The organism is Paracoccus sp. SCSIO 75233, from assembly GCF_027912675.1.
GTDB lineage: Bacteria > Pseudomonadota > Alphaproteobacteria > Rhodobacterales > Rhodobacteraceae > Paracoccus.
This window is the reverse complement of the sequence record NZ_CP115757.1, coordinates 759,255-784,336: the sequence shown is the minus strand read 5'-3', so window position 1 is coordinate 784,336 and position 25,082 is coordinate 759,255. Positions and strand designations below refer to the sequence as shown.

Annotated in this window: 22 protein-coding genes; 5 read left to right on the top strand and 17 right to left on the bottom strand. The window is 62.3% G+C overall.

Features of this window, described 5'->3' with window-relative positions:
- Window positions 1-120: 120 nt before the first annotated feature.
- Window positions 121-252, bottom strand: coding sequence for a transposase (locus PAF12_RS18950; protein WP_302475058.1), 132 nt, complete (start codon window positions 250-252; stop codon window positions 121-123).
- 822 nt (window positions 253-1,074) lie between these two features.
- On the opposite strand from PAF12_RS18950, the gene PAF12_RS03745 reads away from it, so the two are divergent.
- Both PAF12_RS03745 and PAF12_RS03740 read left to right on the top strand, forming a co-directional pair.
- Window positions 1,075-1,329, top strand: a complete 255-nt coding sequence (locus tag PAF12_RS03745; RefSeq protein ID WP_271108667.1) for an addiction module antitoxin — start codon at window positions 1,075-1,077, stop codon at window positions 1,327-1,329.
- A gap of 4 nt (window positions 1,330-1,333) precedes the next feature.
- Window positions 1,334-1,612 carry a type II toxin-antitoxin system RelE/ParE family toxin gene (locus tag PAF12_RS03740; RefSeq protein WP_271108666.1) on the top strand — a complete coding sequence of 93 codons (279 nt, stop codon included), beginning with the start codon at window positions 1,334-1,336 and terminating at the stop codon, window positions 1,610-1,612.
- A 551-nt stretch (window positions 1,613-2,163) separates the two neighbouring features.
- Here PAF12_RS03740 and eno read toward each other — a convergent pair.
- Genes eno through PAF12_RS03720 form a run of 4 tightly spaced genes read right to left on the bottom strand, consistent with a single transcriptional unit; the run spans window position 2,164 to window position 7,223 of the window.
- The gene (eno, locus tag PAF12_RS03735) at window positions 2,164-3,438 is read right to left on the bottom strand and encodes a phosphopyruvate hydratase (RefSeq protein ID WP_271108665.1); all 1,275 of its coding nucleotides are present in this window, start codon (window positions 3,436-3,438) and stop codon (window positions 2,164-2,166) included.
- Window positions 3,439-3,462: 24 nt separating this feature from the next.
- Window positions 3,463-4,866, bottom strand: a complete 1,404-nt coding sequence (gene pyk / locus PAF12_RS03730) for a pyruvate kinase (protein ID WP_271108664.1) — start codon at window positions 4,864-4,866, stop codon at window positions 3,463-3,465.
- A gap of 18 nt (window positions 4,867-4,884) precedes the next feature.
- A complete protein-coding gene (locus tag PAF12_RS03725) occupies window positions 4,885-6,141 on the bottom strand; it encodes a glycerate kinase (protein WP_271108663.1) in 1,257 nt (418 codons plus the stop codon).
- Between the two features lie 8 nt (window positions 6,142-6,149).
- A complete protein-coding gene (locus tag PAF12_RS03720) occupies window positions 6,150-7,223 on the bottom strand; it encodes a tartrate dehydrogenase (RefSeq protein WP_271108662.1) in 1,074 nt (357 codons plus the stop codon).
- Window positions 7,224-7,393: 170 nt separating this feature from the next.
- Here PAF12_RS03720 and PAF12_RS03715 point away from each other — a divergent pair, with 170 nt between their 5' ends.
- Window positions 7,394-8,323, top strand: a complete 930-nt coding sequence (locus PAF12_RS03715) for a LysR family transcriptional regulator (protein WP_271108661.1) — start codon at window positions 7,394-7,396, stop codon at window positions 8,321-8,323.
- Window positions 8,324-8,457: 134 nt separating this feature from the next.
- A complete protein-coding gene (locus PAF12_RS03710; protein WP_271108660.1) occupies window positions 8,458-9,723 on the top strand; it encodes an SLC13 family permease in 1,266 nt (421 codons plus the stop codon).
- A gap of 108 nt (window positions 9,724-9,831) precedes the next feature.
- On the opposite strand, the gene PAF12_RS03705 is transcribed toward PAF12_RS03710, so the two are convergent.
- From PAF12_RS03705 to PAF12_RS03665, 9 genes are all read right to left on the bottom strand, one after another.
- A complete protein-coding gene (locus PAF12_RS03705) occupies window positions 9,832-10,020 on the bottom strand; it encodes a hypothetical protein (protein ID WP_271108659.1) in 189 nt (62 codons plus the stop codon).
- Window positions 10,021-10,371: 351 nt separating this feature from the next.
- Complete coding sequence (gene pta / locus PAF12_RS03700) at window positions 10,372-11,391, bottom strand: phosphate acetyltransferase (RefSeq protein WP_271108658.1); 1,020 nt, start codon at window positions 11,389-11,391, stop codon at window positions 10,372-10,374.
- 189 nt (window positions 11,392-11,580) lie between these two features.
- The gene (locus PAF12_RS03695) at window positions 11,581-12,603 is read right to left on the bottom strand and encodes a YeiH family protein (RefSeq protein WP_271108657.1); all 1,023 of its coding nucleotides are present in this window, start codon (window positions 12,601-12,603) and stop codon (window positions 11,581-11,583) included.
- Between the two features lie 63 nt (window positions 12,604-12,666).
- The gene (gene xsc, locus PAF12_RS03690) at window positions 12,667-14,448 is read right to left on the bottom strand and encodes a sulfoacetaldehyde acetyltransferase (RefSeq protein ID WP_271108656.1); all 1,782 of its coding nucleotides are present in this window, start codon (window positions 14,446-14,448) and stop codon (window positions 12,667-12,669) included.
- Window positions 14,449-14,460: 12 nt separating this feature from the next.
- Window positions 14,461-15,852 carry an FAD-binding oxidoreductase gene (locus PAF12_RS03685; protein WP_271108655.1) on the bottom strand — a complete coding sequence of 464 codons (1,392 nt, stop codon included), beginning with the start codon at window positions 15,850-15,852 and terminating at the stop codon, window positions 14,461-14,463.
- A gap of 14 nt (window positions 15,853-15,866) precedes the next feature.
- On the bottom strand, window positions 15,867-16,262 hold the full coding sequence (locus PAF12_RS03680) for a nuclear transport factor 2 family protein (RefSeq protein ID WP_271108654.1): 396 nt from the start codon (window positions 16,260-16,262) through the stop codon (window positions 15,867-15,869).
- A gap of 14 nt (window positions 16,263-16,276) precedes the next feature.
- Window positions 16,277-17,617 (bottom strand): TRAP transporter large permease, encoded by a 1,341-nt coding sequence (locus PAF12_RS03675; protein WP_271108653.1) that lies wholly within the window; start codon window positions 17,615-17,617, stop codon window positions 16,277-16,279.
- Entirely contained in the window at window positions 17,617-18,177 is a 561-nt protein-coding gene (locus PAF12_RS03670; protein ID WP_271108652.1) for a TRAP transporter small permease, read from the bottom strand. Before PAF12_RS03670 ends, PAF12_RS03675 begins: the two co-directional genes overlap by 1 nt.
- Window positions 18,178-18,241: 64 nt before the next feature.
- Window positions 18,242-19,198: a TRAP transporter substrate-binding protein gene (locus PAF12_RS03665; RefSeq protein ID WP_271109642.1), complete on the bottom strand. Its 957-nt coding sequence runs from the start codon at window positions 19,196-19,198 to the stop codon at window positions 18,242-18,244.
- Window positions 19,199-19,361: 163 nt separating this feature from the next.
- On the opposite strand from PAF12_RS03665, the gene PAF12_RS03660 reads away from it, so the two are divergent.
- On the top strand, window positions 19,362-20,843 hold the full coding sequence (locus tag PAF12_RS03660) for a PLP-dependent aminotransferase family protein (RefSeq protein WP_271108651.1): 1,482 nt from the start codon (window positions 19,362-19,364) through the stop codon (window positions 20,841-20,843).
- Window positions 20,844-21,458: 615 nt separating this feature from the next.
- Here PAF12_RS03660 and PAF12_RS03655 read toward each other — a convergent pair.
- Genes PAF12_RS03655 through PAF12_RS03645 form a run of 3 tightly spaced genes read right to left on the bottom strand, consistent with a single transcriptional unit; the run spans window position 21,459 to window position 25,023 of the window.
- A complete protein-coding gene (locus PAF12_RS03655; RefSeq protein ID WP_271108650.1) occupies window positions 21,459-22,226 on the bottom strand; it encodes an ABC transporter ATP-binding protein in 768 nt (255 codons plus the stop codon).
- Window positions 22,223-24,199 (bottom strand): Fe(3+)-hydroxamate ABC transporter permease FhuB, encoded by a 1,977-nt coding sequence (gene fhuB, locus PAF12_RS03650; RefSeq protein WP_271108649.1) that lies wholly within the window; start codon window positions 24,197-24,199, stop codon window positions 22,223-22,225. The genes PAF12_RS03655 and fhuB overlap by 4 nt, the downstream gene beginning before the upstream one ends.
- Window positions 24,196-25,023 (bottom strand): ABC transporter substrate-binding protein, encoded by an 828-nt coding sequence (locus PAF12_RS03645; protein WP_271108648.1) that lies wholly within the window; start codon window positions 25,021-25,023, stop codon window positions 24,196-24,198. The genes fhuB and PAF12_RS03645 overlap by 4 nt, the downstream gene beginning before the upstream one ends.
- Between the last annotated feature and the right edge of the window lie 59 nt (window positions 25,024-25,082).

Below are 25,082 nucleotides of genomic sequence, written 5' to 3'. Positions count from 1 at the left end.
CACATATGCCGGTGCCTTGCTGCCTCCCCGGGGGTGGTTGCCGCTCCTTCCCTTACATGACCAAGGTCGCGCAACGCCCTCAGGTCAGTGGCTGCCGACGTCCCAAGCAGGCCTTTGAGTTCATCCATCTTCATGAAGATTCGCGTCGATCGGCCCCACCGACAGGAACATGTGGACGTGATCGCTCGATAGCACCCCGCGCAAGATGTCGACCCCGTTCTCACGGCGGACCTGACGGCAGATGTCGCGCACTCACAGCCGCAAAGGATCGCTCAGCACCTTGTGGCTGTACTTCGTCGACCAGACGATGTGATCGCGGTGATAGAAAACGTAGTGCTTGCCGGTGTCACATACCGCTTCTTAGCGATGAAGCAGGTCCGACTGGAAGTCGGAGGGTTTGCTCCAAAGCGTGGTTACAGAAAAGCCATGGCCTTTTTCGCGGGTCAGAAGCGATGAGGTTTACGTTTATTGATGACTATCGCGTCCTGCTTTCCCACGCACGGCTGTGCAATTTATTTGATTTCACCCCCGCGCGGGCTGCGGACGTAGCGACAGCGATCGCCCAGCCAGCGTCAGCTCATTGACATGCTGTTTCTGGCCCATAACCGCGAACAGCAGCGTTTGAGCTTAGGCAACTGTGGCAGCCCACGCATGACAGTGAAACTTCAGGAACTGGGATTTTCTGTCGGCGAGCGGCAGGTTGCTTGACTAATGAAGGAAAAATGGTTTTTGTTCTGTTCGAGCAAGGAAATACGAGCGCAGCACAGACAGCAATCATGCTTTCAACATTGCCCCGAACCTGCGTCATCAGGATTTCTCGGCAACAGGTCAAGTAAGCCTTCAGCACTCCGCCATTCTCGTATCCCTTCATAGGTTTGGAATACACCTTGGCAGACCGCCCAGTTTTCCGGGGGCACTTCAGTTTCAGATGGTCCTGTTACAGGCGGGCCGCATTGACCCGGAGTAGAGGTAAACCGCAAGGACGCTGCGCGGCGCAGTCTGGTGCGGGTCGTTACCGCCACCCCTGATGTTTATTGTTTATATTGAATATATGCCGCAGGGGAGGAACCAACAATGCCTCGCAGCACGACCATGATCGTCCGCCTAAGCTGCGCACTCAGCGACTTTGTTGCGGCCGAGGTCGGCGAGAACGGAGCCTACGAAAACATCAGCAAATATGTCCGCAACGTGATCCGGCGTGACAAGGAGCGGGCGGAGCAAGAAAGCTACGACAGGCTGAAGGCCGAACTGACCCGCGCCTTCGCTGCGCCCGAAACCAGCTACAGACCGCTGACGGCGGCGGAGGTCATCGCCCGAAACCGGGCCTGACCAGATGCCGATCCGAGTTCAGGGGGCGGCTTCGATCCGCCTCGATAACATCTACCGCCATACGCGCGACAGATGGGGCAAGGTTCAGGCCGACCACTACATTACCGGCATGTTCGAGACGTTCGACCGGATGGAGGCCCATGGCGTCGCCTCAAAGCCGATCCCGGCAGAGTTCGGCGTCGAAGGGTTCTTCTTCCGGGACGAGTACCACTTCATCTATTGGTGCCGACAGTCCGACGGCAATATCGGTATCGTCACGGTACTGCATGAGCGGATGCATTAGTTCGATAGGTTCAAGGAGGATTTTCACGACTGAAACGCCCAACAGCTATGTCGGTAGCGCTTATACAGGTCAGTCTGAGCTTCTACTGCCGGAGAAGGTTGGACTTCACGCCTGTTCCCTCCGCCAATAGCCCTTGCGAAAGCGTTCTCTCGATCCGATCGGACCGAAACTTTCTTTTTATGTTAGATGGTTATACGGGAAGAACTGAGCACTGCGCCATGCGCCTAACTGTCCGAAACATTATCTTATGGCCGATATTCTCCTGACCTGTTAACTGCTTCAGTTTGGTGAATTTTTCGCGATATATTGTAATCATTTGATTGTTATTACGGCTACGTTGAGGGATTCAACGTCATAGGCATTCGTTCCACGGAACCTAGATCGAACCTTCGTTAATGTTCGCGCTTCAACTTAAGTAAAGACATTGAACTGCCGAGGGCACCTTTCTCAACACCGCCGTTCACGATGAGACTGTTACCCAACGTGCGGTGAACCTTCTTGACCTGAAACAGGTCAACCGAAAACACGGCCCTGAGCAGAGATTCCGCTCATTACCGCAAGATCGTCTTGCCCGCATAAACGGCAGCTTCACCCAGCGTTTCCTCGATGCGGATCAGCTGGTTGTATTTCGCCAGCCGGTCGGAACGCGCCAGCGAACCCGTCTTGATCTGACCGCAATTGGTGGCAACGGCGAGGTCGGCAATCGTCGCATCCTCGGTCTCGCCCGAACGGTGCGACATCACCGAAGTAAACCCGGCGCGGGTGGCCATCGCGACTGCATCCAGCGTCTCGGTCAGCGTGCCGATCTGGTTCACCTTGACCAGCAGCGAGTTGCCGCAGCCCTTCTCGATCCCCTCGGCCAGCCGCTTCGGGTTGGTCACGAACAGATCGTCGCCGACAAGCTGAACCGAGCCGCCCAGTTTCTCGGTGAGCAGCTTCCAGCCTTCCCAGTCGTCTTCGGAGCAGCCATCCTCGATGGACAGGATCGGATAATCGCCGCAGAGCGCCGCGAGGTAATCCACGTTCTCCGCCGGGCTCAGCGATTTGCCCTCGCCCGCCATCTCGTATTTGCCGCCCTTGAAATACTCGGTCGAGGCGCAGTCGAGCGCCAGCATGATGTCGTCGCCGGGCTTGTATCCGGCTTTTTCGACCGCCTTCAGGATGAAATCCAGCGCATCGCGGGTGCTGGACAAGTTCGGCGCGAAGCCGCCTTCGTCACCGATCCCGGTCGACAGACCTGCCGCCGACAGCTCTTTCTTCAGCGTGTGGAAGATTTCGGACCCCATGCGGACGGCGTCGCGGATATTCTCCGCCGAGACCGGCATGATCATGAATTCCTGGATATCGATCGGATTGTCGGCATGTTCGCCGCCATTGATGATATTCATCATCGGCACCGGCAGCACATGCGCCGAGGTGCCGCCGACATAGCGGTAAAGCGGCAGGCCGGAAGCATCCGCCGCCGCCTTCGCCACGGCAAGGCTGACGCCAAGGATCGCATTTGCGCCCAGACGGCCCTTGTTCTCGGTCCCGTCCAACTCGATCATCAGCCCGTCAATGGCGCGCTGATCGGTGGAATCCTCGCCGATCAACTGCTCGATAATCTCGGTATTGACGCTCTCAACCGCCTCCAGCACACCCTTACCGAGATAGCGCCCCTTGTCGCCATCGCGCTTTTCCACAGCCTCATGCGCCCCGGTCGACGCGCCAGAGGGCACTGCGGCACGGCCCAGCGTGCCGTCTTCCAGCGTGACATCGACCTCAACGGTCGGATTGCCCCGGCTGTCGAGAATTTCGCGGGCGTAAATATCGATAATGGCGGTCATGGGCTGTTCCTTTTACCAGAGGCGTCATGCGAATGTCGCGATGCGGATATTATTGGTGCTGCCGGATTGGCCGAAGGGCACGCCGGACAGGATGACAAGGCTGTCGCCGGAATTTGCGGACAGAAGCGGGCGGCTTTCACGCAGGGCGGTCTCAACCATGCTGTCATAGTTGTGAACCGAATCTTCGGTCAGCGCCTGCGCACCCCAGAGCAGCGCCATCCGCCGGGCAACATGAGGATCGCGGGTCAGGACGATCAACGGCAGGAAGGGCCTGCGGGCGGAAATCCGGGCGGCGGTGCTGCCGCTGCGCGAATAGGCGACGACAGCGCGCGCATTCAGCGCCGAGGCCAGCATCGCACCATGATCGGCAATTGCATCGGCGGGTGTTTTTGCTGCCTCGCGTGAAGCAGTGATGACGCGGGCGTAATGGGCATGTACCTCGGTGCTGCGGATGATGCGGTCCATCACCGCGACGGCCTCGGCCGGATAGGCGCCCGCCGCGCTTTCGGCCGACAGCATCACAGCATCCGCGCCATCATAAATCGCCGTCGCGACGTCCGAGGCCTCGGCCCGGGTCGGTGCGGGCGAAGCGGTCATGGATTCCAGCATCTGCGTCGCCACGATCACCGGACGGCTTTCACGACGACAGAGTGCGATCAGTTCCTTCTGGCGGGCTGGTACCTCCTCGGGCGGGATCTCGACGCCCAGATCACCACGCGCGATCATGATCGCATCGGACCGCGCTACGATGGCGTCGATATCGTCCAGAGCCGAAGGTTTTTCGATCTTGGCAACCAGACCGGCGCGACCGTCGATAATGCGCGTAATTTCGTCCAGATCACTGGCGTTTTGGACGAAAGAAAGCGCCACCCAATCGACACCATGCACCAGCCCGAATGCCAGATCGCGGCGGTCCTTTTCGGTCAGGACGGGCAGGTCCAGCAGCGTGTCGGGCAGGTTGACGCCCTTGCGGTCACTGATTTTGCCGCCCTCCTCCACCTCTGCCTCGATCCGGTTGGGCGAGACACTGCGCGCCACCAACCGCACCCGCCCGTCATCGATGAACAGGCGGTGGCCGGGCTGAATTGCCCCGAAAATTTCCGGATGCGGAAGAGGAAGAGCATCTGCGCTTTCGTCAGGCGAAAGGACGACCGTCTGACTGCGTTCCAGAACTTGCGGTCCGCCGCTGAGTTTGCCCAGACGGATTTTCGGACCCTGCAGGTCTTGCAGGATGCCTATGGGAACGCCCATATCCGCCTCCAGCGCGCGGATCGCGGCGATCACCCCGGCATGGGTCTCGTGTTCACCGTGACTGAAGTTCAGCCGGAAGGTATCGACACCGTTCTGGAAAAGCTGGCGCAGCATGTCGGGCGCGGCACTGGCAGGGCCTACCGTCGCTACGATCCTGGCGCGTCTGTCTCGCATCATGGGATATTCCTTTCGGGTTCAGGCGATCAGGATTGCCCTGAAATCATTCACATTGGTCAGGGTCGGGCCAGTGCGGATCAGCGCACCAACCTCGTCGAACAGGCTGTAGCTGTCGTGACCGTTCAGGAAATCACGCGGGTTCAGCCCCGCTTTGCGGGCCGCACCCAGCGTGTTGGGTGCGATGACCGCACCGGCGGCATCTTCGGTGCCGTCAATGCCGTCGGTGTCGGCAGCCAGTGCGTGGACGCCGGGATGGCCGTCTAGCGCGACCGCGAGGCTCAGCAGGAATTCTGTGTTGCGACCGCCACGCCCCGGTTTTTTGTCGCCGATGGTGACGGTGGTTTCGCCGCCCGACAGCAGAACTGCAGGCGGTTTGACCGGCGTGGCATGAGCGGCAGCGGCACGAGCAATCCCGGCCATTGCGATGCCAAGCTGGGACGCCTCCCCTTCCAATGCATCTCCCAGCAGCAGCGGTGTCACACCTGCCTTGCGCGCGACCTCGGCGGCGGCTTCCAGCGACATTTGCGGGGTGGCAATCAAGCGGTAGTCAGGCGTGAAATCGGGTTGAGGTTCAGCGGGACGCAGCAGGATTTCCCGCGCAGCCTCCGGCAGGTTCGGACCCAGCTTCACGACCAGATGCGACAGATCCTCGCCCGCTGTCGGATCAGGCACGGTCGGCCCCGATGCGATGGCGGCCGGATCGTCCCCCGGCACGTCGGAGATTGCCAGCGTCACCAGCCGCGCCGGGCTTGCCGCCCGCGCCAGCCCGCCACCCTTGACCAGGGACAGGCGACGACGGATCTTGTTCATATCCTCAATGGTCAGGCCCGAGGCCAGCAGAAGCCGGTTGACCCGCATTTTTTCGTCCAGCGTCAGCGGCGGTGCCGGCAGGGTCATCAGCGCCGATCCTCCGCCCGAGATCAGTGCAAGGACCAGATCATCCGGTCCCGCCGATTGCGCGGTCGCAAGGATTTCGGCGGCGGCCCTGTGCCCGGCCTCATCCGGCACCGGATGCGAGGCTTCGCGCACCACGATCCGGTCTGTCTCGATGGCGTGACCGTAGCGGGTCACCACCACGCCCGACAGATCGACATCGGGCCAGGCGCGTTCAACGGCGCGGGCCATTGCAGCGGCGGATTTTCCGGCCCCCACCACGATGCAGCGGCCAGCCGGCTTCTCGGGCAGATGCCGGGCGAGGACGGCGGCGGGGTCTGCCGCCGCAATCCCCGCATTCAGCATCCGCGTCAGCAGGTCTTTCGCGTCCTCCTCCCTCATGGCGGACCTCAGATATTCTCGCCGCGGATCGCCTCGACGACGGCATCCGTGACCTGTTGCGTCGTGGCGCTGCCACCGACATCCGGGGTCAGCACACCATCGGCGCAGACCTTTTCGACGGCCCGCATCAGCCGGTCGGCGGCGGCGGGCTCGCCCAGATGGTCCAGCATCTGCGCGGCGGTCCAGAAGGTCGCGACCGGGTTCGCGATGCCCTTGCCGGTGATGTCGAAGGCTGAGCCGTGGATCGGTTCGAACATGGACGGAAAGCGCTTTTCCGGGTCGATATTGCCGGTCGGGGCGACACCCAGACTGCCCGCCAGCGCGCCCGCAAGGTCCGACAGGATGTCGGCATGCAGGTTGGTCGCGACGATGGTGTCGAGGCTCTGCGGGTTCTTGACCATGCGCACGGTCATCGCATCGACCAGCATCTTGTCCCAGGTCACGTCCGGGAATTCCTTCGACACCTCAGCGGCGATATCGTCCCACATGACCATGCCATGCCGCTGCGCATTGGATTTCGTGACCACCGTCAGCAATTTGCGGGGCCGCGACTGCGCCAGTTTGAACGCATAGCGCATGATCCGGGTGACGCCGGCGCGGGTAAAGATCGAGACCTCGGTGCCGACCTCTTCGGGCAACCCTTTATGGGCGCGGCCGCCATGGCCGGAATATTCGCCCTCGGAGTTTTCGCGCACGATCACCCAGTCCAGATCGCCGGGGCCGACGCCTTCCAGCGGCGATTTGATGCCCGGCAGGATCTTGGTGGGGCGGACATTGGCGTATTGGTCAAAGCCCTGACAGATCGGCAAACGCAGCCCCCACAGCGTGACATGATCCGGCACATCCGGCGCACCGACAGCACCGAAAAAGATGGCGTCGAAGGCTTTCAGCTGTTCCGCGCCATCCTCAGGCATCAGCGCGCCGGTCTTCTTGTAGCGATCCGAGCTCCAATCGAATTCGGTCACGTCAAACTGGAAGCCGCCGTCGCGACGCGCCAGAGCTTCCAGCGCCTGCAACCCGGCGGCGATGACTTCCGGGCCGATACCATCGGCAGGGATCGAGGCAATTTTGTAGGTTTTCATGGGCTTTCTCCTCATTCGGTTTCAATGGGCCGAATGCGTCGCCGGGCGGGCCGTTAAAGCCCCTTATATCTCCTCCCTTACGACGCCCTGCGGCATCACAACACGAAATTGCGCCTGCCCGAACGATTTCTCAATTTGCGTAGAATTATATACATAAATGAGATAATCTGATGGCGGAGGAGATGATGAATATTCAACAGATCAGATGTTTTCTGGCCGTCGCGGAGGAGTTGCATTTCGGGCGCGCCGCGCAGGCAATGGACATGCTGCCCGCCTCGCTGAGCCGACAGATCAGGCTGCTGGAGGATCGGTTTGAGACGCGGCTGTTTCTGCGCACCACCCGCAATGTCGCGCTGACCGAGGCTGGCATGGCGATCCTCGACGACGCCCGTACGCTTGTCGCGCAGGCCGATCTGTTCGATCAGCACATCCGCGCGGTTAGGCGGAACGAGACAGCGGTGCTGAAGGTCGGGGCCATCGACAGCGCGGCGGCGGGGTTGATGCCGCAACTTCTGCAACTTCTGCGGGCGCAAAGGCCCGAGATCGAGGTGCAACTGGTCGAGCAGAAGACCATTCACCTGTTGCCGCGCATTCTCAGCGGCAGTCTGGACATTGCCTTTTGCCGTCCGCCGGACATCCGCGACCCTAAAATTCACTTCCAGACATTGTTCTTCGAAACCGCCGTCGTCGCGCTGCCCGAAAATCATGCTTTGGCGGATCGTTCGGAACTGACGGTGCAAGATATAGCGGATGAGCCGCTGATCGTGCCCGATCGCCGCTCGCGACCGCATTCGCATGATCTGACCATAAAACTGTTCACAGATGCCGGGCTGACAGCGCGGATTGCGCAGATCGCCGAGGAAAAGCACACGATTGTCAATCTGGTGGCGACCGGCACGGGGCTGGCCATCGTGCCCCGTTGGGCGTCCCGCATTGCGATCCCCGGCGTCAACTTCGTGCCCCTGATCCTTCCCGAGGGGAACACGCGTGGCAAATTGATCCTCGCCGCCGCTTGGGCACGGGGCACCCGCGACGATCAGCGCGACGCGCTGCTCGCGGTGCTGGAAGAAAATTTGCAAGCGATCGAAGCGAGTGCCTGATAGTTGCATCTGCTTATTATCTCGAAAATTAATATAATTTATGGCAAGTTCATTGCCGGCCCCCTTCCGCCTATCCCAGTTCTGATCTGTGCCCTCGTCATCAGGGCCGGAACTGCAAACTCTGGGAGGAGACCATGAACCCTGCAACGATTACCCTTCTGCTTCTGCTCTTTGCGATCATCATGTTCGTGTGGGAGCGGATACCGCTGGCGCTGACCGCGATGATTGTCTGCGTCGGCCTAGTGCTGACCGGCGTTCTTGACGCGGGCGAGGCCTTCAACGGCTTCGTCAACAGCAATGTCATCCTGTTCGTCGACATGTTCATTATCGGTGGTGCGCTGTTCCAGACCGGCATGGCGGCCGAGATCGGCGGGCTGGTCACGCGCTTTGCCCGGACCGAACGGCAGTTGGTCGTCGCGATCATGCTTATTACCGGGCTGATGTCGGGCGTTCTGTCGAATACCGGCACGGCTGCGGTCCTGATCCCGGTCGTGATCGGTATCGCCGCGAAATCGGGCTTCGCCCGCTCGCGCTTGCTGATGCCGATTGTCTTTGCGGCCGCCATGGGCGGCAATCTCAGCCTGATCGGCGCACCGGGCAATATGATCGCTCAGGCCGCGTTGCAGGAACAGGGGCTCAGCTTCGGCTTCTTTGAATATGCGCTTGTCGGCCTGCCGATCTTGCTTGCGGGTATCCTGTTCATTGCCACCATCGGCTTCCGGCTGCTGCCCGATCACAAGACCGAGGAGATGGCGGCGGACAGCCTGAACCAAGCCAGCCTCTCGGTTCCGCAATGGAAAAAGAACGCATCGCTGATCGTTCTGGTCCTGACCATTCTCGCAATGGTGTTTGAAAAGCAGATCGGCATCCGTCTGCACATTACCGGCGCCATCGGTGCCATCGCGCTGATCCTGCTGGGCGTCATCAGCGAGGAGCAGGCCTATCGCTCCATCGACGCCAAGACCATATTCCTTTTCGGCGGCATCCTGTCGCTGGCAACCGCGATGCAGAAAACCGGTGCGGGTCAGATTATCGCCGAAACCGTGCTTGGCTTTACCGGACCCGAGACCCCGATCTTCGTCTTCATGCTGGTGATCTTCCTTCTGGCCGTTGTCATGACGAACTTCATGTCGAACACCGCCACGACCGCGCTGCTGGTCCCGATCAGCCTGTCGATCTCGGCCCAGATCGGCGCTGACCCACGAGCGGTTCTGATGGCAACGGTGATCGGCGGATCGCTGGCCTATGCCACACCCATCGGCATGCCCGCGAACGTCATGGTGCTGGGGCCGGGCAAATACACGTTCATGGATTACACCAAGGCCGGCCTGCCGCTGATTGTGGTCTCGACCATCGTCGCCATGATCCTGCTGCCGATCCTGTTCCCGTTCTTCCCGTAGGTCGGGGCACAGCGCAGCAAATGATATGGGCCCGCAGGGAAACTTGCGGGCCTTCGGCTGATCAGACACGAAAGGCCGAAACGAACCGCTGACAATAAACTGATGATGCTAGTGGGATCCAATATTAAACATTGCAGCGTTATTTTTTTGCAAGGGGCGGCCCTTCAGGCAAGACGCAGTTGATTTTGGCTCTAGAGCCTTTCCTGCCGCAGCCCACAGGCGCAGCATTTGCGGGCAAAGATTGAAAGCAAAAAAGATGCTTCCCAAGCTGACCTTCAGAATGTCGGTCGGCCGCATTCATCAGACCGGCTAGCCGCAGACACAAAGGGCAGGGTCGCCTAAATCTTTGTAATGCAGGACCATTTATGATTGTGAAGGTGTCAGATCCATCTACTCCCACAACAGCGCAGCCGACGGGAGTTTTGCGGCTTTCCGCGGCTCCATGACATTTGGTATAATATGTGCGCTCGCGGACAGTATCTTCGCGTAGAGTAGCGAAAATCCAAAGAGAAGGAGCCAGAAGTTTACGGCGTTGCTTTCGCAAGTGATGAGGCCGTGGCGTTTGACAAGAAAACGGTGAGTTGTGCCGATGTGGCAGAGATAACGACTGGCAAGCCGCCAGGCTACGCAATTGACAATTCACGCCCGTCAGTCCTTCAGCTCCGGAAGTATCGGTACACAGGTCTCATAAGCGCGTGGCATTGGAGGGCTGGCAAACGACTGCACTGTCGTGACGGCTGTCGCGGCGACGATGTCGTCGACGGAACAACCGCGTGAGAGATCGTTTGCCGGTTTGGCGAGACCTTGCAGGATTGGTCCGATGGCGCTCAGGCCGCCCAAGCGTTGTGCGATCTTGTAGCCGATATTTCCCGACGCGAGGTCAGGAAAAATGAACACGTTCGGGCGGCCCGACAGCCGGCTGCGTGGGGCTTTGCTTGCACGGATCGCATCGTCCAGCGCCGCGTCGAACTGCAGTTCGCCGTCGACCTCCAGGTCCGGTTCGGCGGCGCGGATCAGTGCCAGTGCTTCGCGCAGTTTTCCGAGGCTGGGGTGATCCGCCGAACCCGCAGTCGAAAAGGAAAGCAGTGCAACGCGCGGTGTTTCGGCCAGCAATTTCTGGCAGGATTGCGCGGCCGAGCGGGCGATGGCGGCGAGTTGGGCGGCATCGGGGTCGACCACGAGGCCACAATCGGCGAAGATCAATCCGCCCTTGATCGGGGCATCAGGACCACAGGACAGCATCAGGAAAAAACTGCTGACGATACCTGCATCGGGCGCCTTCCCGATCACCTGCAACGCCGCGCGCACAGTGTCGGCGGTGGTCGCCACGGCGCCCCCAACCGTGCCGTCCGCTTGTCCCAGTCGTACCCGCATCGCGGCCTGTCGGATCGGGTCTTGCATCTCTTCAAGCGCGCGTTCGGCGGTCATGCCCCGGGCCGCCCGCATCTTGTGCCAAAGGGTAGCAAGCTCCGCCAGATCAGGGGCTTCGGAGGGTGCAATTGAGGCTATACCAGGCAGGTCGGGGCCGTTCATCAGGGTCACGCGCGCCAACCCCTCGGAGGTCAGGCGCAGTGCTGCCTCGACCACGCGGGGATCATCGCCCTCGGGCAGGATGATATGGCGCGGATTATCGCGGGCGATCTGAAAGATGCGGTTGAGCGGCTTCATTGTACTGGCCTTTCGACTGGGCAACAGCTGCGTGCGTTGCGTATTGCGCATAAAAAGAAGAGGGATGCGATCCAGCCCGCAAATGCTGGTGTTTCGGGCCGCACCGGGCGTGCACGGGCCGCGCACAGCGCGTACACAGCATGTACACAGGCAGCGAACGTTGCGCCCGTGCCCGCACCGACCGGCGGTCTAGGCCAGCAGATGCAGCCCGGCGACAACGAAAACGCCCAGAAAGACCGTCTCGGCGATCATGATGGCGATGGCACCGCCACCTACCTCGACCATACGGCCAAGCGAGGTCTTGATGCCGACCGCGGCGATGGCGATCAGTAGCGCCCAGCGGCTGAGCGCACCCGCAAGATCCGCGACAAAAGCCGGGATCAGCCCGATGGAATTCGCTGCCGCCAGAAGTAGAAAGCCCAGGACGAAGCCCGGCAGCAAGGGTGGTCGCTTGCCCGCGACGGTGTCAGCCAGCCCGCGCACGCGGATGATCAGCGAGAAGGACAGAACCACCGGCGCCAGCATCGAGACGCGGATCAGCTTGACCAATGTCGCGGTTTCGCCGGTCTCGGGGCTGATCGAGAAGCCCGCGCCGACCACCTGAGCCACGTCATGGATGGTGCCCCCGATGAACACGCCGGAATCGCGCGGGGTGAATCCGAAGGCGTTCGAGATCATCGGATAAAGGACCATTGCCACAGTCGAAAGCACCGTCACCGACAGCACCGTGAACACCAGATCGCGCTCGGATTTTTCATGCCGGGGCAGCACGGCAGCGATGGCCATTGCTGCCGAGGCACCGCAGATCGCAACAGAGCCGCCGGTCAGCAGCGCGAAACGCCAGCCCCGCCCGACAAAGCGAGTCATCACTAGTGCAAACAGGATGGTCAGCACGACGCCTGAGACGACCAGCGCGATGGCAGGCGCGCCCAGACCGGCGAGCATGTCGACGCTGATCCGCGCACCCAGCAGCGCCACCCCCAGCCGAAGAACGGTTCGGGCAGTAAATTCGATCCCCGGTGCCGTTCGCGTGCCAGCCTCGGACAGGAAGTTCAGGGCGAGCCCTAACAGCAGCGCCAGAAGCATCGCTGGCGCGCCGTAATGATCGGACAGAAATTGCGCACTGACCGCGACCAAAGCGGAAACTGCGAAGCCCGGAAACATTGGTTTCAGCCATTCAAGATCGGGCGTTCGCATGGCAATGCTGCTCATAGCAATCTCCACAAGATGTCATGGCTCCGACGCATTGGGGCGCCGGAGCCGTTTGGGCAGTGCTCAGGCAGCACCTTTCTGCGGACGCATATCACCGGCATCTATACCGGCGACGATGACGGGCTTTTTCATCGCATCACGGCGGAAAGGCTTCCCCAGTTCCTGATTCAGCAGAACCTCAATGAACGTGGTCTTGCCCTCTTTCATCTGCCGCTCAACCGCATCATGGAGCGCGGTCGTCAGTTCCTCGGTCGAGCGCACCTGAACCCCGGTCGAGCCGCAAGCCTCGGCGATCCCGGCATAGGAGGTGCCGCGGTCCAGTTCGGTGCCGACGAAGTTGTTGTCATACCACAGCGTCGTATTCCGCTTTTCCGCGCCCCACTGGTAGTTGCGGAAGACGACCATTGTGATCGCGGGCCAGTCGTCACGGCCACAGGCGGTCATCTCGTTCATGGAGATCCCGAAGGCACCGTCCCCGGCAAAACCGATCACCGGCGTGTCGGGATTACCGATCTTGGCACCAAGGATCGCCGGGAAACCATAGCCGCAGGGGCCGAACAGACCAGGTGCAAGGTATTTCCGGCCCGCTTCAAAGGTCGGATAGGCATTGCCGATGGCGCAGTTATTGCCGATGTCGGAGGATACGATGGCATCAGTAGGCACCGCCTGCATGATTGCGCGCCATGCCTGACGCGGGCTCATCATATCGGCGTCACGGCTGCGCGCGTCCGAGTTCCATTCGCTGCCGGGATCGTCGTCTTCGTGATCGAGGCTGGAAAGCTCTTGTGCCCAGCGGGATTTGGTATGTGCGACCAGTGCCTTCCGATCCGCACGGCCGGCATCGCCCGCGGACGGTGAGAGTTGTGCCAGAATACCGCGCGCAACCTTGCCCGCGTCGCCCTGAATGCCGACGGTCACGCGCTTGGTCAGCCCGATCCGGTCGGCATTGATATCGACCTGAATGATTTTCGCATCCTTGGGCCAGTAGTCGATGCCGTATCCCGGCAAGGTCGAGAACGGGTTGAGCCGGGTGCCGAGCGCCAGCACGACATCGGCCTTGGCGATGATCTCCATCCCCGCTTTGCTGCCGTTATATCCCAACGGGCCAAGCGCCAGCGGGTGCGAGCCCGGGAAGCTGTCATTGTGCTGGTAGTTCGAGGCGACGGGCGCATCCAGACGCTCGGCCAGTTTCACCAGATCGGGAATCGCGCCCGACAGGACGACGCCCGCGCCGGACAGGATAACCGGGAAATTCGCATCGGAAAGCAGTCTCGCGGCCTCGGCCACGGCGTCTTCGCCGCCAGCGGGGCGTTCAAACGCCACGACCTGTGGCAGGTCCACGTCGATCACCTGGGTCCAGAAGTCGCGCGGGATGTTCATCTGCGCGGGCGCGGAGTTACGCCAGGCCATCATGATAACGCGGTTCAGGACCTCGGGGATGCGCGTCGCGTCGCGAACTTCCTCCTGATAGCAGACCGCATCGGCAAACAGCCGCATCTGCTCCATCTCCTGGAACCCGCCCTGGCCGATGGTCTTGTTGGCGGCCTGCGGTGTGACCAGCAACAGCGGCGTGTGGTTCCAGTAGGCGGTCTTCACGGGCGTGACGAAGCCGGTGACGCCCGGCCCGTTCTGGGCGATCGCCATCGACATCTTGCCGGTTGAGCGGGTGAAGCCGTCCGCCATCAGCCCGGCATTGGTTTCATGCGCGCAGTCCCAGAAGGTGATGCCCGCCTTGGGAAACAGGTCGCTGACCGGCATCATGGCCGAGCCTATAATGCCAAAGGCATGTTCGATCCCGTGCATCTGCAAGGTTTTGACGAAGGCTTCTTCAGTGGTCATTTTCATGGGCGTCGCTCCTTATTTGCGCTCGTCACGGAAGTGGTAGTAGTGGTAGAGGCCCCTCTGCCCCAGCCGCCGGAAGGGCGTCTTCCAGCCCTCATGCGGCAATTCGGTATTGAAGATCGGCAGTTTGGGGATGGCTTCACCCGCCACCAGCTGCGCCATGCGCCGGCCGGCCATTGCGGAATACATCACCCCATTGCCGCCATAGCCGAGCGCGTAATATGCGCCGGGCAAGTCGGGCATGCCGGTGATGCGGGGCATCATGTCATGGCTGACATCGACCCAGCCCCACCAGCTATGGTCCAGCTCTATCCCGCGCAGCGCCGGGAACTTACGTGCCATACCGTCGCGCAGCGCGTTGAGATGCGCCGGGTTGGCGGCATCGCGACCGGTAATCGCGGCGCGCGAGCCGATTTGCAGCCGGTTGTCGGGCAGCAGCCGATAATAATGGCGAAGCGTCCGCGTATCGGTCAACGGCGAGCCGGTGCGGATGCCGATGGCTTCACGCTCGTCCCCGGTCAGTTCGCGGGTGACGATGCTGTTTGACATGATCGGCATCAGCCGGTCGCGCAACTGCGGGTGCAGGCTGCGCGGCGCATAGGCCGCCGTTGCCACAGCCACGCGACGCGCACGGACCGTGCCGCCGGGCGTGCGCAGATGGTGGATGCCGTCCCGATACTCCCATCCCTCAACCGGGCTGTCGGTATGGACCTTGGCGCCCAGTTCGCGCGCGACACGCAAATAGCCGAAGGCGAGTTTCGCGGCGTGAACTGCGGTACCGTCGGGTTCCCACATCGCACCATGTGCTTCCATGTCGCGGGCGACGCTGTCGTGCAGTTCCTCGCGCGACATCATCCGGGCGGCATAACCGAAGGTATCGTTGAGCAGGCGGGTTTCGCTTTCCAGTGAAGGCATCACCGAAGCCTTGTGCGCGATATAGTAGTGCCCGCCTTCCTGCGGTTCACAGGCAATGGCGTGATCACGAATGAGACCGGTGAACAGGGCAAATGCCTCGACCACCTCGGCATGCAGCCGCTTTGCGACATCCAGACCCCAGCGATCGATCCACTGGCTGCGCTTGAGCCGGCCTGAGCTGATCTGCGCCTGACCGCCATTGCGGGTCGAGCAGCCATAGGCCACCCCGTTCGCCTCCAGCACCGTGGCCTTGATGCCGTGTTCCTTGGCCAGATGAATGGCACAGGACAGGCCGGTATAGCCCGAACCGATCACCACCACATCGGCATCAAGATCGCTTGTGACCGGGCCATCATCCTGCGGCGCGTCGTCGGCGGTCGCGATCCAGTAGGTCGGCGCATAGTCGTTGCCCGGCCCCAGCCCCTTGGCGGTCATCGGGTCATAGAGCGGGTCATAGGGCTTCGAGGCCCTGCGTTGCTGTGATAATTGCATGAACGCGCCCCTTCTCAGCTTGCCGGAATTGCGGGGCGCTGCTTGCGGATCGCCTGTTTCTCAACGATCTTGCCGTCGCGGATGCGGAACAGATCGGCACCCTGCACTTCGGTCCGGGTGCCGTCCGGATTGGTGGCGCGGAATGTCCACTGGCTGACGCCACGGCTGCCGTCTTCGGACATGAAATGCGAGTGTTCAGCCCATTCGACATCCGGCATGGCCGTCCAGACGCCCTCGAATGCCCTGGCAATTTCTGCCTTGCCTTCGATCCGGTTGCCGTATTCGTGGTCTCCGGCGACGGTGAAGAACACGCAATCATCGGCGAAATGCGCCATCACGGCATCTATGTCGTGGCGGTTAAACGCCTCGAATGTCGCCTTCAGATCGGCTTCGGTAAGTTTGTTGGACATGAATTGCTCCTGCATTAGTAGCCGAGGATCCGGGGCAGCCACAAAGCGATGCCCGGGAATGCGGCGATGACGAAAATTGCGGTGACAGAGGCGATCGCAAAGGGGATTGCGCGCAGGCTGATCCGTTCGATCGAGACGCCCGAGATGCCCGAGGCGATAAACAGGTTTTCCCCCAGCGGCGGCGTCTGGAAGCCCACAGACAGCGTGCAGATCATCACGATGCCGAAATGGATCGGGTCGATGCCCATCGTATAGGCCACCGGCAGCATCACCGGGACCAGGATCATAATGGCGGCCAGCGTCTCCATGAACATGCCGACGATCAGCAGCAGCGCGATGACCATGGCCCAGATCAAATATAGATTGGTGGTCACGCCCAGTATGCTGTCGGCGATGACGCCGGGAATGTTGTTCTCGACCAGCAGTCGACCAAAGATCGTCGCGGTAAAGAGAACCAGGAGAACCCGACCGGACAGCCATGTCGTGGTATCCAGCGATTTGATCACCTCGCGCAAGTCCAACTCACGATAGATCACGACGCCGACGAACAGCGTGTAGAAAATCGCGACAATGGCGGCCTCGGTCGGTGTGAAATAGCCGGTATAGATGCCGCCAAGGATCACGACCGGAGCCATCAGCGCCCAGAACCCCTGAAAACATGCCCGGGTAACATTGCGCATGGACAGCGAATGGCTTGAGCCGTGAAAACCGCGCATCCGGCAGCGGATATAGTTCATGGTCAGCAGCCCGCCGGCCATGACGACACCAGGCAGAAAACCGGCGATGAACAGCTTTGAGATCGAGACCGACTGGAAGCTGCCGTAGGTCTCGACCGCTTCGGGCGGCGGCTGCATGCCCATAGCCGAGATGCCATAGATGACCATCGGGATCGAAGGCGGGATGACAATGCCCAGCCCCCCGGCCGCAGCCGTGACCGAGGCCGCGTAGCCCGCGCCGTAACCCTGCCGGACCATTGCCGGTATCATCAGCATGCCAACGGCGGCGGTCGTGGCGGGCCCTGAGCCCGAGATGGCGCCAAAGAACAGGCAGGCCATGACGGTCGCGGCAGAAAGCCCGCCGGTGAACGGCCCTGCCAGACTTTCGGCCACATTGATCAGGCGGCGGCTGAGGCCCGCGGCCTCCATCAGCGCACCTGCGAGGATGAAGGCCGGCAGCGCCATCAGCGGGAATGACCCGACAGAGGACCATGCCATCTGCACCATCTTGATCGGGTTGTCGCCGAGGTACAACATCGCTGCCAGCGACGAGACGCCAAGCGCCACGGTGATCGGCGCGCCCAGCAGCATCAGCAGTGCGAATGTGCCGAACAGGATTTCAATGAGCAGGTCTTCCATCAGCGGCGCTCCTGCTGTTCAAAGGCGCGTTTTTCGTCCTCGGCCAGCTCCAGCACAGCCTCGACGGTGACGCGATCAGGATCACTGGGGTCGATCCCCCGGACCAGCTTGAGGTAGTTCACCTGCAAGATGCGAAGCGTCATCAGCACGAAGGCAATGGGCAGGGCCATGTAGACATAGCGCATTTCCCAGCCCAGCGTCTGCGCCTTGACGAAGGGTTTGAGACGGCTGATGAACTCGACCGCATTCCAGATGAACACCAGGTTGAAGCCGATCCAGAACAGATCGCCTAAAGCCTCGATCATGCGGGCGCGTTCACGCGGCAGCTTGTTGAGGTGGAATGTCACCCGGTTATGGGCCGCCATCCGTGCGGCATAGGACGCCCCGAAATAGGCGAACCAGACGAACAGGATCACCGACAATTCCTCGATCCAGGTGATCGAAGTGCCGAATATCTGGCGGGAAATGATCTGCACGAACAGCAGCGTGACGAAGATCGCCAGCAGGATACGGCAGACATGGCTTTCAAATCGGTCGAGAAACGACCAGAGCGCAGTCATGACGGACCTCGGGAAGGTTCTGGCGCGCGAACCCGTCGCGCGCCGTTTGCAAAGATGGACGGGATTACTCGGCGGTCGGTTCGCGGCCGAGCGAGGTCAGGACGTTGTCCAGCACCTCTTTGCCGCCGATCTGGTCATAGAATTTGGGCCAGACATTGCTGGTGGCCAGTTCGATGAACTCGGCTTCCTCATCGGCCGGATCGGTGATCTCCATCCCGCGCGAGACCAGCTCATCACGGATTTTGGTCTCCTCTGCGCGCAGGAATTCTGCCGAGGCTTCGGTCGCGGCCTCGCCTGCGGCCAGAACCTGCTGCTGCTGTTCCTCGCTCATGCTTTCGAACAGCGCTTCCGAGATAACCAGCGGCTCGATCGAGAAGAGGTAGCGCAGATTGGTGATATATTTCTGCACCTCGTCGAATTTCATCGCATAGACAGTCATGTAGGGGTTGTCCTGCCCATCTACGACTTTTTGCTGAAGCGCGGCGAAGGTTTCGCCCCAGGCCATCGGGGTCGGGTTGATGCCCCAGCTTTTATAGGTCTCGATCATGATCTCGTTCTTGGGGACGCGGATGACCAGACCTTGCAGGTCCTCCACGGTCGAAACCGGCTTGCTGGAATTGGTCAGCACGCGGAAGCCGGAATAACCCCAACCGATGATGCGGACCCCGGCATCTTCAATGGTTTGCTCGATCATCTGCTGACCGATTTCGCCCTGTGTCACAGTTTCAGCGTCATCCTGGCTGAGAATAACATAAGGAAGCGTCAACGTCCCGACAGAGGGCGAGAACGGGGTGATATTATTGATCGCGAGGATCGAGAAATCCAGCGTGCCGGTGGCAGCGGCGGTCACGGTGTCCTGTTCATCGCCCAGCTGGCCGTTCAGAAACAGCTTGCCGGTCATTTCACCGCCCGATTGCTCCTCCAGCGCGGCGATGAAGGCGTTGCCAAGTGCTTCCTGCGTACCGCCAGCGCCATCGCCAACTGCGATGCGGTATTCGGCCGCGTGAACAGCAGTTGTCATGGCCAGTGAAAACGTCAGTCCGGTCACGATTTTCGTGTTTATATACATATTTTTATCCTCCCTTTTATCCGGTCATGCCGGATTTAAGCCACGCGGCTGGCGGCCAATCTTGCGCAAATGTCAGGCGTTTTGTATGTCCAGTTTCGGAGGAGTTTAGGTCCAGATGCGCAGCCGTATCCCAGCCGAGGCAATCTTTCTGCGCGAAGCAGAGGCACCGACGCTGCAAGGCCGGTTGGCAGCTGCCGTCGTGCGCGCCATTCTGGAAAGCCAGGCCCGGCCCGGGACGCTGCTGCCGTCCAGCCGCAAGCTTGCCCGGGAGCTTGGTCTGTCGCGGATGACGGTGACGCTGGTTTATCAGGATCTCATCAGCCAGGGTTATCTGAGCGCCGCCCCGCGTTCAGGGGTTTCGGTGGCCGAAACCGTGCCGCATCGCCGGCTACGCGCCTCGCGCCCCGCCGCGCAGTCCGGCAAGCCGCCCGACTGGCAGGACTGGCTGGCCGATCACCAGATGCCGAGGAGGGTGATCCGCAAGCCGGCAGACTGGCGCGACTTTCGCTATCCGTTCATTTACGGTCAGGCCGACCCCGCCCTGTTTGACCATAACGCCTGGCGCGATTGCGCGAGAAGGGCGCTTGGCACCCGGGATTTCGCCGATCTCGCTGCCGACCGGTTTGGTGCCGACGATCCGCTGTTGATCGACTACATCTGTTCCAACACACTGCCCCGACGCGGTATTCGGGCTGGCCCGGACGAGGTTCTGGTCACGCTGGGTGCACAAAATGCGTTGTATCTGGCGGTTGAATTGCTGTCGCGCGTGGACCGGCTGGCCGTTGCCGAGGAACCGGGTTATCCCGATTTCGCCGAGACACTGCGCCGCGCTCGTAGCCCGACCACCTTTCTGCCGGTCGATGACATGGGACTGGACCCGGCAGCCTTGCCCGACAAGACGCGGTTGGTGATCGTTACGCCCAGCCACCACATCCCGACCGGCGCTTCGATGCCGACGGCGCGGCGGCGTGATCTCATCGCCCGCGCCTCGGCGCAGGATTTCCTGATAATCGAGGACGATTACGATTTCGGCATGTCTCACCTGTCGCCGCCCGCCCCGGCGCTGAAATCAATGGACCCAGATGATCGCGTCATCTATCTGGGCAGCTTCTCCAAATCTCTGTTTCCGGGGTTGCGGATCGGATACATGGTCGCGCCGACCGCGCTGATCGAACAGGCACGGATGCTGCGTCGGATAATGCTGCGCCACGCCCCCAGCCACCTGCAACGGATCACGGCTTATTTCCTCGCCTTGGGACATTACGACGCCCATCTGGTGCGGTTGCGCGAAACCCTGAAGCAACGCCGCCGGGTGCTGGAGCGGGCGTTACACGAAACGACATTACAGATCGCCGGCGCGCCTGTCGATGGCGGCTCAAGCATATGGGTCCGGGGTCAGAACGGCACGGACAGCGCCGCGTTGGCACGGGTTCTGCGCAAGGACAGCGTGCTGATAGAGCCCGGCGCCGTGTTCTTCGAGGAGCCGCCCCTGCCCTGTCCATTCTTCCGTCTGGGCTACGGTTCGATCCGGGAGGACAGGATCGAAGAGGGCATTCGGCTGATTGCCAGGCGAGCCGAACAGGCAGGCGAAATATAGGATCTCAACTTTGGTCGTTTTTTGCTTCGCCGGGGAAGCAGCCAATGCGTCGGAGGCACCAGCGAGTTCGCAGGATGGTGGTTAACCGTGGCGAAAGCATGACAGTCCGGTTCCTGCGGCATCGTTTTGTCGAAGGCTCTTGGGAGCGTCCTGAACTTTGTGTATCTGACCCGGTTCATGCGGTTTCAGATACTTACGCGTCGAAACGGTCGCCGAACATTATGATGCACTGATCGCGGGCTGCAAACCATTCCCGGACATTTCGGCCATCCTTTCTAAATTTTTGGATCGCCAGATGGGTCGGCCTAGTTGCTGTAAATCCATCGCAGATCGGCGGCAACGGCCTCGCGGTCCCTCCAGAAGTAGAAGTCCGAAAATGGCGCACCAGATGCATAATGCAGGTCTGAACCTTAACGTCCGGAACGCGGCACTGACAGGGCTAAACAGGTCTGACGATAACTTCAGCCCATAGAGTTCGAGCAGATGCGCCTTGGATGTCTTGCAGTGTTAACCCGTCAGCGAATAACCCGACGATCTTGTCGTCTATCCCGTCGATCCGGGCAGACCTTTCTTCACCAATTCTGAATCGCAAAAGAATTCGCGCAGCATGGGGCCTCAGGCGGGGATGGCAACGGGGGTGCCGTCCGGTTTTGTCAGAACCTGCATCGGCAGGCCATAGATCTTGTGCAGGGTCTCGGGCCGCATCAGGTCGGCGGGGCTGCCCTGCATGGCCAGACCCCCGCCCTTGATCGCGACGATATGGTCGCAGAACCGGGCGGCCATGTTCACCTCATGCAGCACGATGATGGCGCTGCGGCCCTGATCGCGGCACATGCGCTGGACCAGCGCCAGAACCTCGACCTGATGGGCGATGTCCAGCGCGCTGATCGGTTCGTCCAGCAGCAGGGTGCCGGCCTCCTGCGCGACCATCATCGCAAGCCAGACCCGCTGACGCTCGCCCCCCGACAAGGTATCGACCAGCCGGTCGGCAAAGGCGGTGACGCCGCATTCCTGCATCGCGCGATCCACCGCCGCGTGATCGTCCGGCCCGAAACGGCCAAGCGCGCCATGCCAGGGATAGCGGCCAAGCGCGACCAGTTCGCGGACCAGCATCCCCTCGGCCGGGGGCGTGGTCTGGGGCAGAAAGGCCAGACGGCGGGCATAGTCGCGGGCGGGCCAGTCGGCCAGCGCGCGGCCTTCGAAACGGACCGCGCCCGAGGCCGCGATCTGCCGTGCCAGCACCTTCAGCAGCGTGGATTTGCCCGAGCCGTTATGCCCGATCAGCGCAATCGCCTGACCGGCGGGCAAATCCAGCGTGATCCCGTCAAGCAGGCGGCGGCCCGGAACATCCACGCTCAGGTTTTGCAGGGAGAACAGAGTCATCGCGCAGACCTCATCATCAGCCAGATCAGCCAGGGCGCCCCGATCAGCGAGGCGAACAGCCCAAGCGGCAATTCATAGGGGAAACCGGCCATGCGCGCGCCGAAATCGGCCAGCAGCATCAGCGCCGCCCCGATCAGGGCCGCGCCGGTGATGTGATCGGACGCGCGGGCCAGCCCCAGACGCCGGGCCATATGCGGGGCCATCAGACCGACGAAGGACAAGGGCCCGACCAGCACCGTCGCCGCCCCCGTCGCCAGTCCCGCCAACAGGATCAGCGCCAGCCGTGCGCGGCTCAGCGGCAGGCCAAGTCCGCCCGAAACGCCCGCGCCCAGCGGCAGCACCGCCAGCCAGCGCCGCGCGGCAAGGGCAAAGCCCCACAGCGCCAAAGCCACCGCCGCCAGCATCAGCGCGCCCGGCATCTGCACCGCCGAGGACGACCCGCTCAGCCAGCTGAGGATCGCCCAGCCCCGCGCATCGCCCCGCGCCATCATCGCCGACAGCACCGCCGAGGCCAGCGCCGATACCGCGATCCCGGCCAGCAGTATCCGCTCGGGCGGCATGTCGCGGCGGGTGACATAGGCCGCGACCAGCGCCAGCGCAGCCGCGCCGCCCGCCATGGTGCCTGCGGCCAGCATTGGCGCGGTCGGCGCGGCCACCACATAGACCGCGCAGGCAAAGCCCAGCGAGGCACCACCCGACACGCCCAGCACCTCGGGCGAGGCCAGAGGGTTGGCGGTCAGCCGTTGCAGGATCGCCCCGGCAAGGCCAAGCGCCGCCCCGGCAGATATGGCGGCGATCAAACGCGGCAGGCGCATGGACAGGAAGGCGGCGAAACTGTCACGGTCCAGCACCGCCCAGCCATCCGGCACGCGCCCGATCCAGACAAGGATCAGCGCCGATACGACGAGCCCAAGCGCCAGCCCGATCAGCAAGCGACGGGGATGGGCGCGTCTCGGGGCGGGACCCTCGGCGGCCTCGGTTCCCGGCGGGGTCGATCCGCGCAGACGCGGCAGCAGCCAGATCAGCAGCGGGCCGCCGATCAGCCCGGTCAGCGCGCCGGTCGGGAACATCTCGCCCGCCTGACCGGCGATCAGCAGGACCAGCCCGTCGCAGATCGACAGGATCAGCGCCCCGATCAGCGGCGACAGCGCCAGCAAAGGCCCGATCCCGCGCGCGCCCATGGTCCGGGCAAGCGCGGGCGCGGCAAGACCGACAAAGGCGATCAGCCCCAGTTCTGCTGAAACGCTGGCCGCGATCCAGACCGCCAGCGCGACCGCCGCCAGCCGCACCAGCGCCACGTTCATGCCAAGCCCAGACGCGCCCTCGGCCCCCAGCGAGAGCACCCGCAGAGGCCGGGCGAGGACCGCCGCCCCGGCACCTCCGATCACCAGCACCAGCGCCAGCACGCGGACGCCCGACCAGTCCTGCTGGACCAGAGAGCCGCCGTTCCAGATCACCAGCGACAGCAGATATTGCCCCTGAGCCAGCGTGACGGCGGTGGCGATGGCGCTGGCGGTCATCGCGACCAGCATCCCGGCGATCACCATCGTCACCGGCGCAAATGCCCGCCGCGCGCCGATGGCCAGCACCAGCGCGGCGGCCAGCCCGGCGCCTGCCATCGCGACCGGCCAGCGGCCAAATTCCAGCAGCCCCGGCGCAAGGATCGTCGCCAGAACCAGCGCCAGTTGCGCACCGGATGAGATCCCCAGCGTCGTCGGATCGGCGACCGGATTGCGCAGCACCGCCTGCAGGATCGCGCCCGACAGGCCAAGCGCGGCCCCCGCCAAGGCCGCGATCACCCCACGCGGCATCAGGCCAAAGCCCAGCATGATCTGCTGCAGGCTCATCGCATCGGGCCGCATCGGCAGCGCGGGCCATTGGGCCAGTGGCAGCAGCGACAGGGCCGCGACCAGCCACAGCGCCACCGCCATCAGTGCGGCCAGCGGCAGCCAAAGACGCAGCCCCCCGATCACAGCGCCGCCACCGGGCCGGAGGCCATCGCCCCCGCCAGCAGCCGCGCGAAACGCAGCGCCGAGGGCACGGCCCCGAAGGCATTGATGTCGGGCAGTTGATGGACGCGCCCTTCGGCCACCTGCGGCAAGGCCTGCCACAGCACGCTGCGGCGAAGGCCGCGCTGCGCCTCGGGCGGGATCGTGCCGATGTTGATCAGCCGCGCCTCGGGCATCTCGGCAAGCCGCTGGATCGGGACCGGGGCCATGAAGCTGAAACTTGTCCCGCCCTGCCACGCATTCGCCAGCCCCAGCCGATCAAGCGTGCTGCCGAACAGGCTGTCGAACCCGAAGACCCGCATATGCCGCGCATCGCCGATATTGACCAGACAGACGGGGCGGTCCTGCCACGGGGTCAGCTCGCGCGCGATGGCGTCCAGCGCGGCATTCGCATCGTCTGAGGCACGGCGCGCTGCGGGCAGATCGTCAATGGCCGCAGCCAGCCCATCCAGCGCCGCGAAGGCTTTGGGCAAGGGCGGCTGGCCGGGCTCGAAAAAGGGCAGGTTCACTACCGGGGCCAGTCGCTCCAGCCGCGTCTGATACTGCGTGTAGTAGGGCGAGGTCAGGATCAGGTCGGGCCGCGTCAGTTGCAGCAATTCGAAATTCGGCGCTCCGCGCAGACCCAGATCGGTGACGTTTTCGGGGATTACCGGCTCGACCGCGTCCTGTCGAAAGCGGATCAGTTCGCAGGCAGCGACCGGCATATGCCCCAAGGCAACTGCGGTTTCCAGCATCGCCCAGTCGATGGCGGCGAGCCGTGGCGCAGGTCTGGCGGCACGCAAAGGCAAGCCCGCCGCCAGCGTGATGCTGGCGGAAGTCAGAAAATGGCGGCGGTTGAGCCGACAGG

Bases quoted from the DNA above. Each gene is read 5' to 3' on its own strand.
- PAF12_RS03745 (WP_271108667.1), top strand. From the start codon at position 1,075: ATGCCTCGCAGCACGACCATGATCGTCCGCCTAAGCTGCGCACTCAGC.
- PAF12_RS03740 (WP_271108666.1), top strand. From the start codon at position 1,334: ATGCCGATCCGAGTTCAGGGGGCGGCTTCGATCCGCCTCGATAACATC.
- eno (WP_271108665.1), bottom strand. From the start codon at position 3,438: ATGACCGCCATTATCGATATTTACGCCCGCGAAATTCTCGACAGCCGG.
- pyk (WP_271108664.1), bottom strand. From the start codon at position 4,866: ATGATGCGAGACAGACGCGCCAGGATCGTAGCGACGGTAGGCCCTGCC.
- PAF12_RS03725 (WP_271108663.1), bottom strand. From the start codon at position 6,141: ATGAGGGAGGAGGACGCGAAAGACCTGCTGACGCGGATGCTGAATGCG.
- PAF12_RS03720 (WP_271108662.1), bottom strand. From the start codon at position 7,223: ATGAAAACCTACAAAATTGCCTCGATCCCTGCCGATGGTATCGGCCCG.
- PAF12_RS03715 (WP_271108661.1), top strand. From the start codon at position 7,394: ATGGCGGAGGAGATGATGAATATTCAACAGATCAGATGTTTTCTGGCC.
- PAF12_RS03710 (WP_271108660.1), top strand. From the start codon at position 8,458: ATGAACCCTGCAACGATTACCCTTCTGCTTCTGCTCTTTGCGATCATC.
- PAF12_RS03705 (WP_271108659.1), bottom strand. From the start codon at position 10,020: ATGCGGCCGACCGACATTCTGAAGGTCAGCTTGGGAAGCATCTTTTTT.
- pta (WP_271108658.1), bottom strand. From the start codon at position 11,391: ATGAAGCCGCTCAACCGCATCTTTCAGATCGCCCGCGATAATCCGCGC.
- PAF12_RS03695 (WP_271108657.1), bottom strand. From the start codon at position 12,603: ATGAGCAGCATTGCCATGCGAACGCCCGATCTTGAATGGCTGAAACCA.
- xsc (WP_271108656.1), bottom strand. From the start codon at position 14,448: ATGAAAATGACCACTGAAGAAGCCTTCGTCAAAACCTTGCAGATGCAC.
- PAF12_RS03685 (WP_271108655.1), bottom strand. From the start codon at position 15,852: ATGCAATTATCACAGCAACGCAGGGCCTCGAAGCCCTATGACCCGCTC.
- PAF12_RS03680 (WP_271108654.1), bottom strand. From the start codon at position 16,262: ATGTCCAACAAACTTACCGAAGCCGATCTGAAGGCGACATTCGAGGCG.
- PAF12_RS03675 (WP_271108653.1), bottom strand. From the start codon at position 17,617: ATGGAAGACCTGCTCATTGAAATCCTGTTCGGCACATTCGCACTGCTG.
- PAF12_RS03670 (WP_271108652.1), bottom strand. From the start codon at position 18,177: ATGACTGCGCTCTGGTCGTTTCTCGACCGATTTGAAAGCCATGTCTGC.
- PAF12_RS03665 (WP_271109642.1), bottom strand. From the start codon at position 19,198: ATGACAACTGCTGTTCACGCGGCCGAATACCGCATCGCAGTTGGCGAT.
- PAF12_RS03660 (WP_271108651.1), top strand. From the start codon at position 19,362: ATGCGCAGCCGTATCCCAGCCGAGGCAATCTTTCTGCGCGAAGCAGAG.
- PAF12_RS03655 (WP_271108650.1), bottom strand. From the start codon at position 22,226: ATGACTCTGTTCTCCCTGCAAAACCTGAGCGTGGATGTTCCGGGCCGC.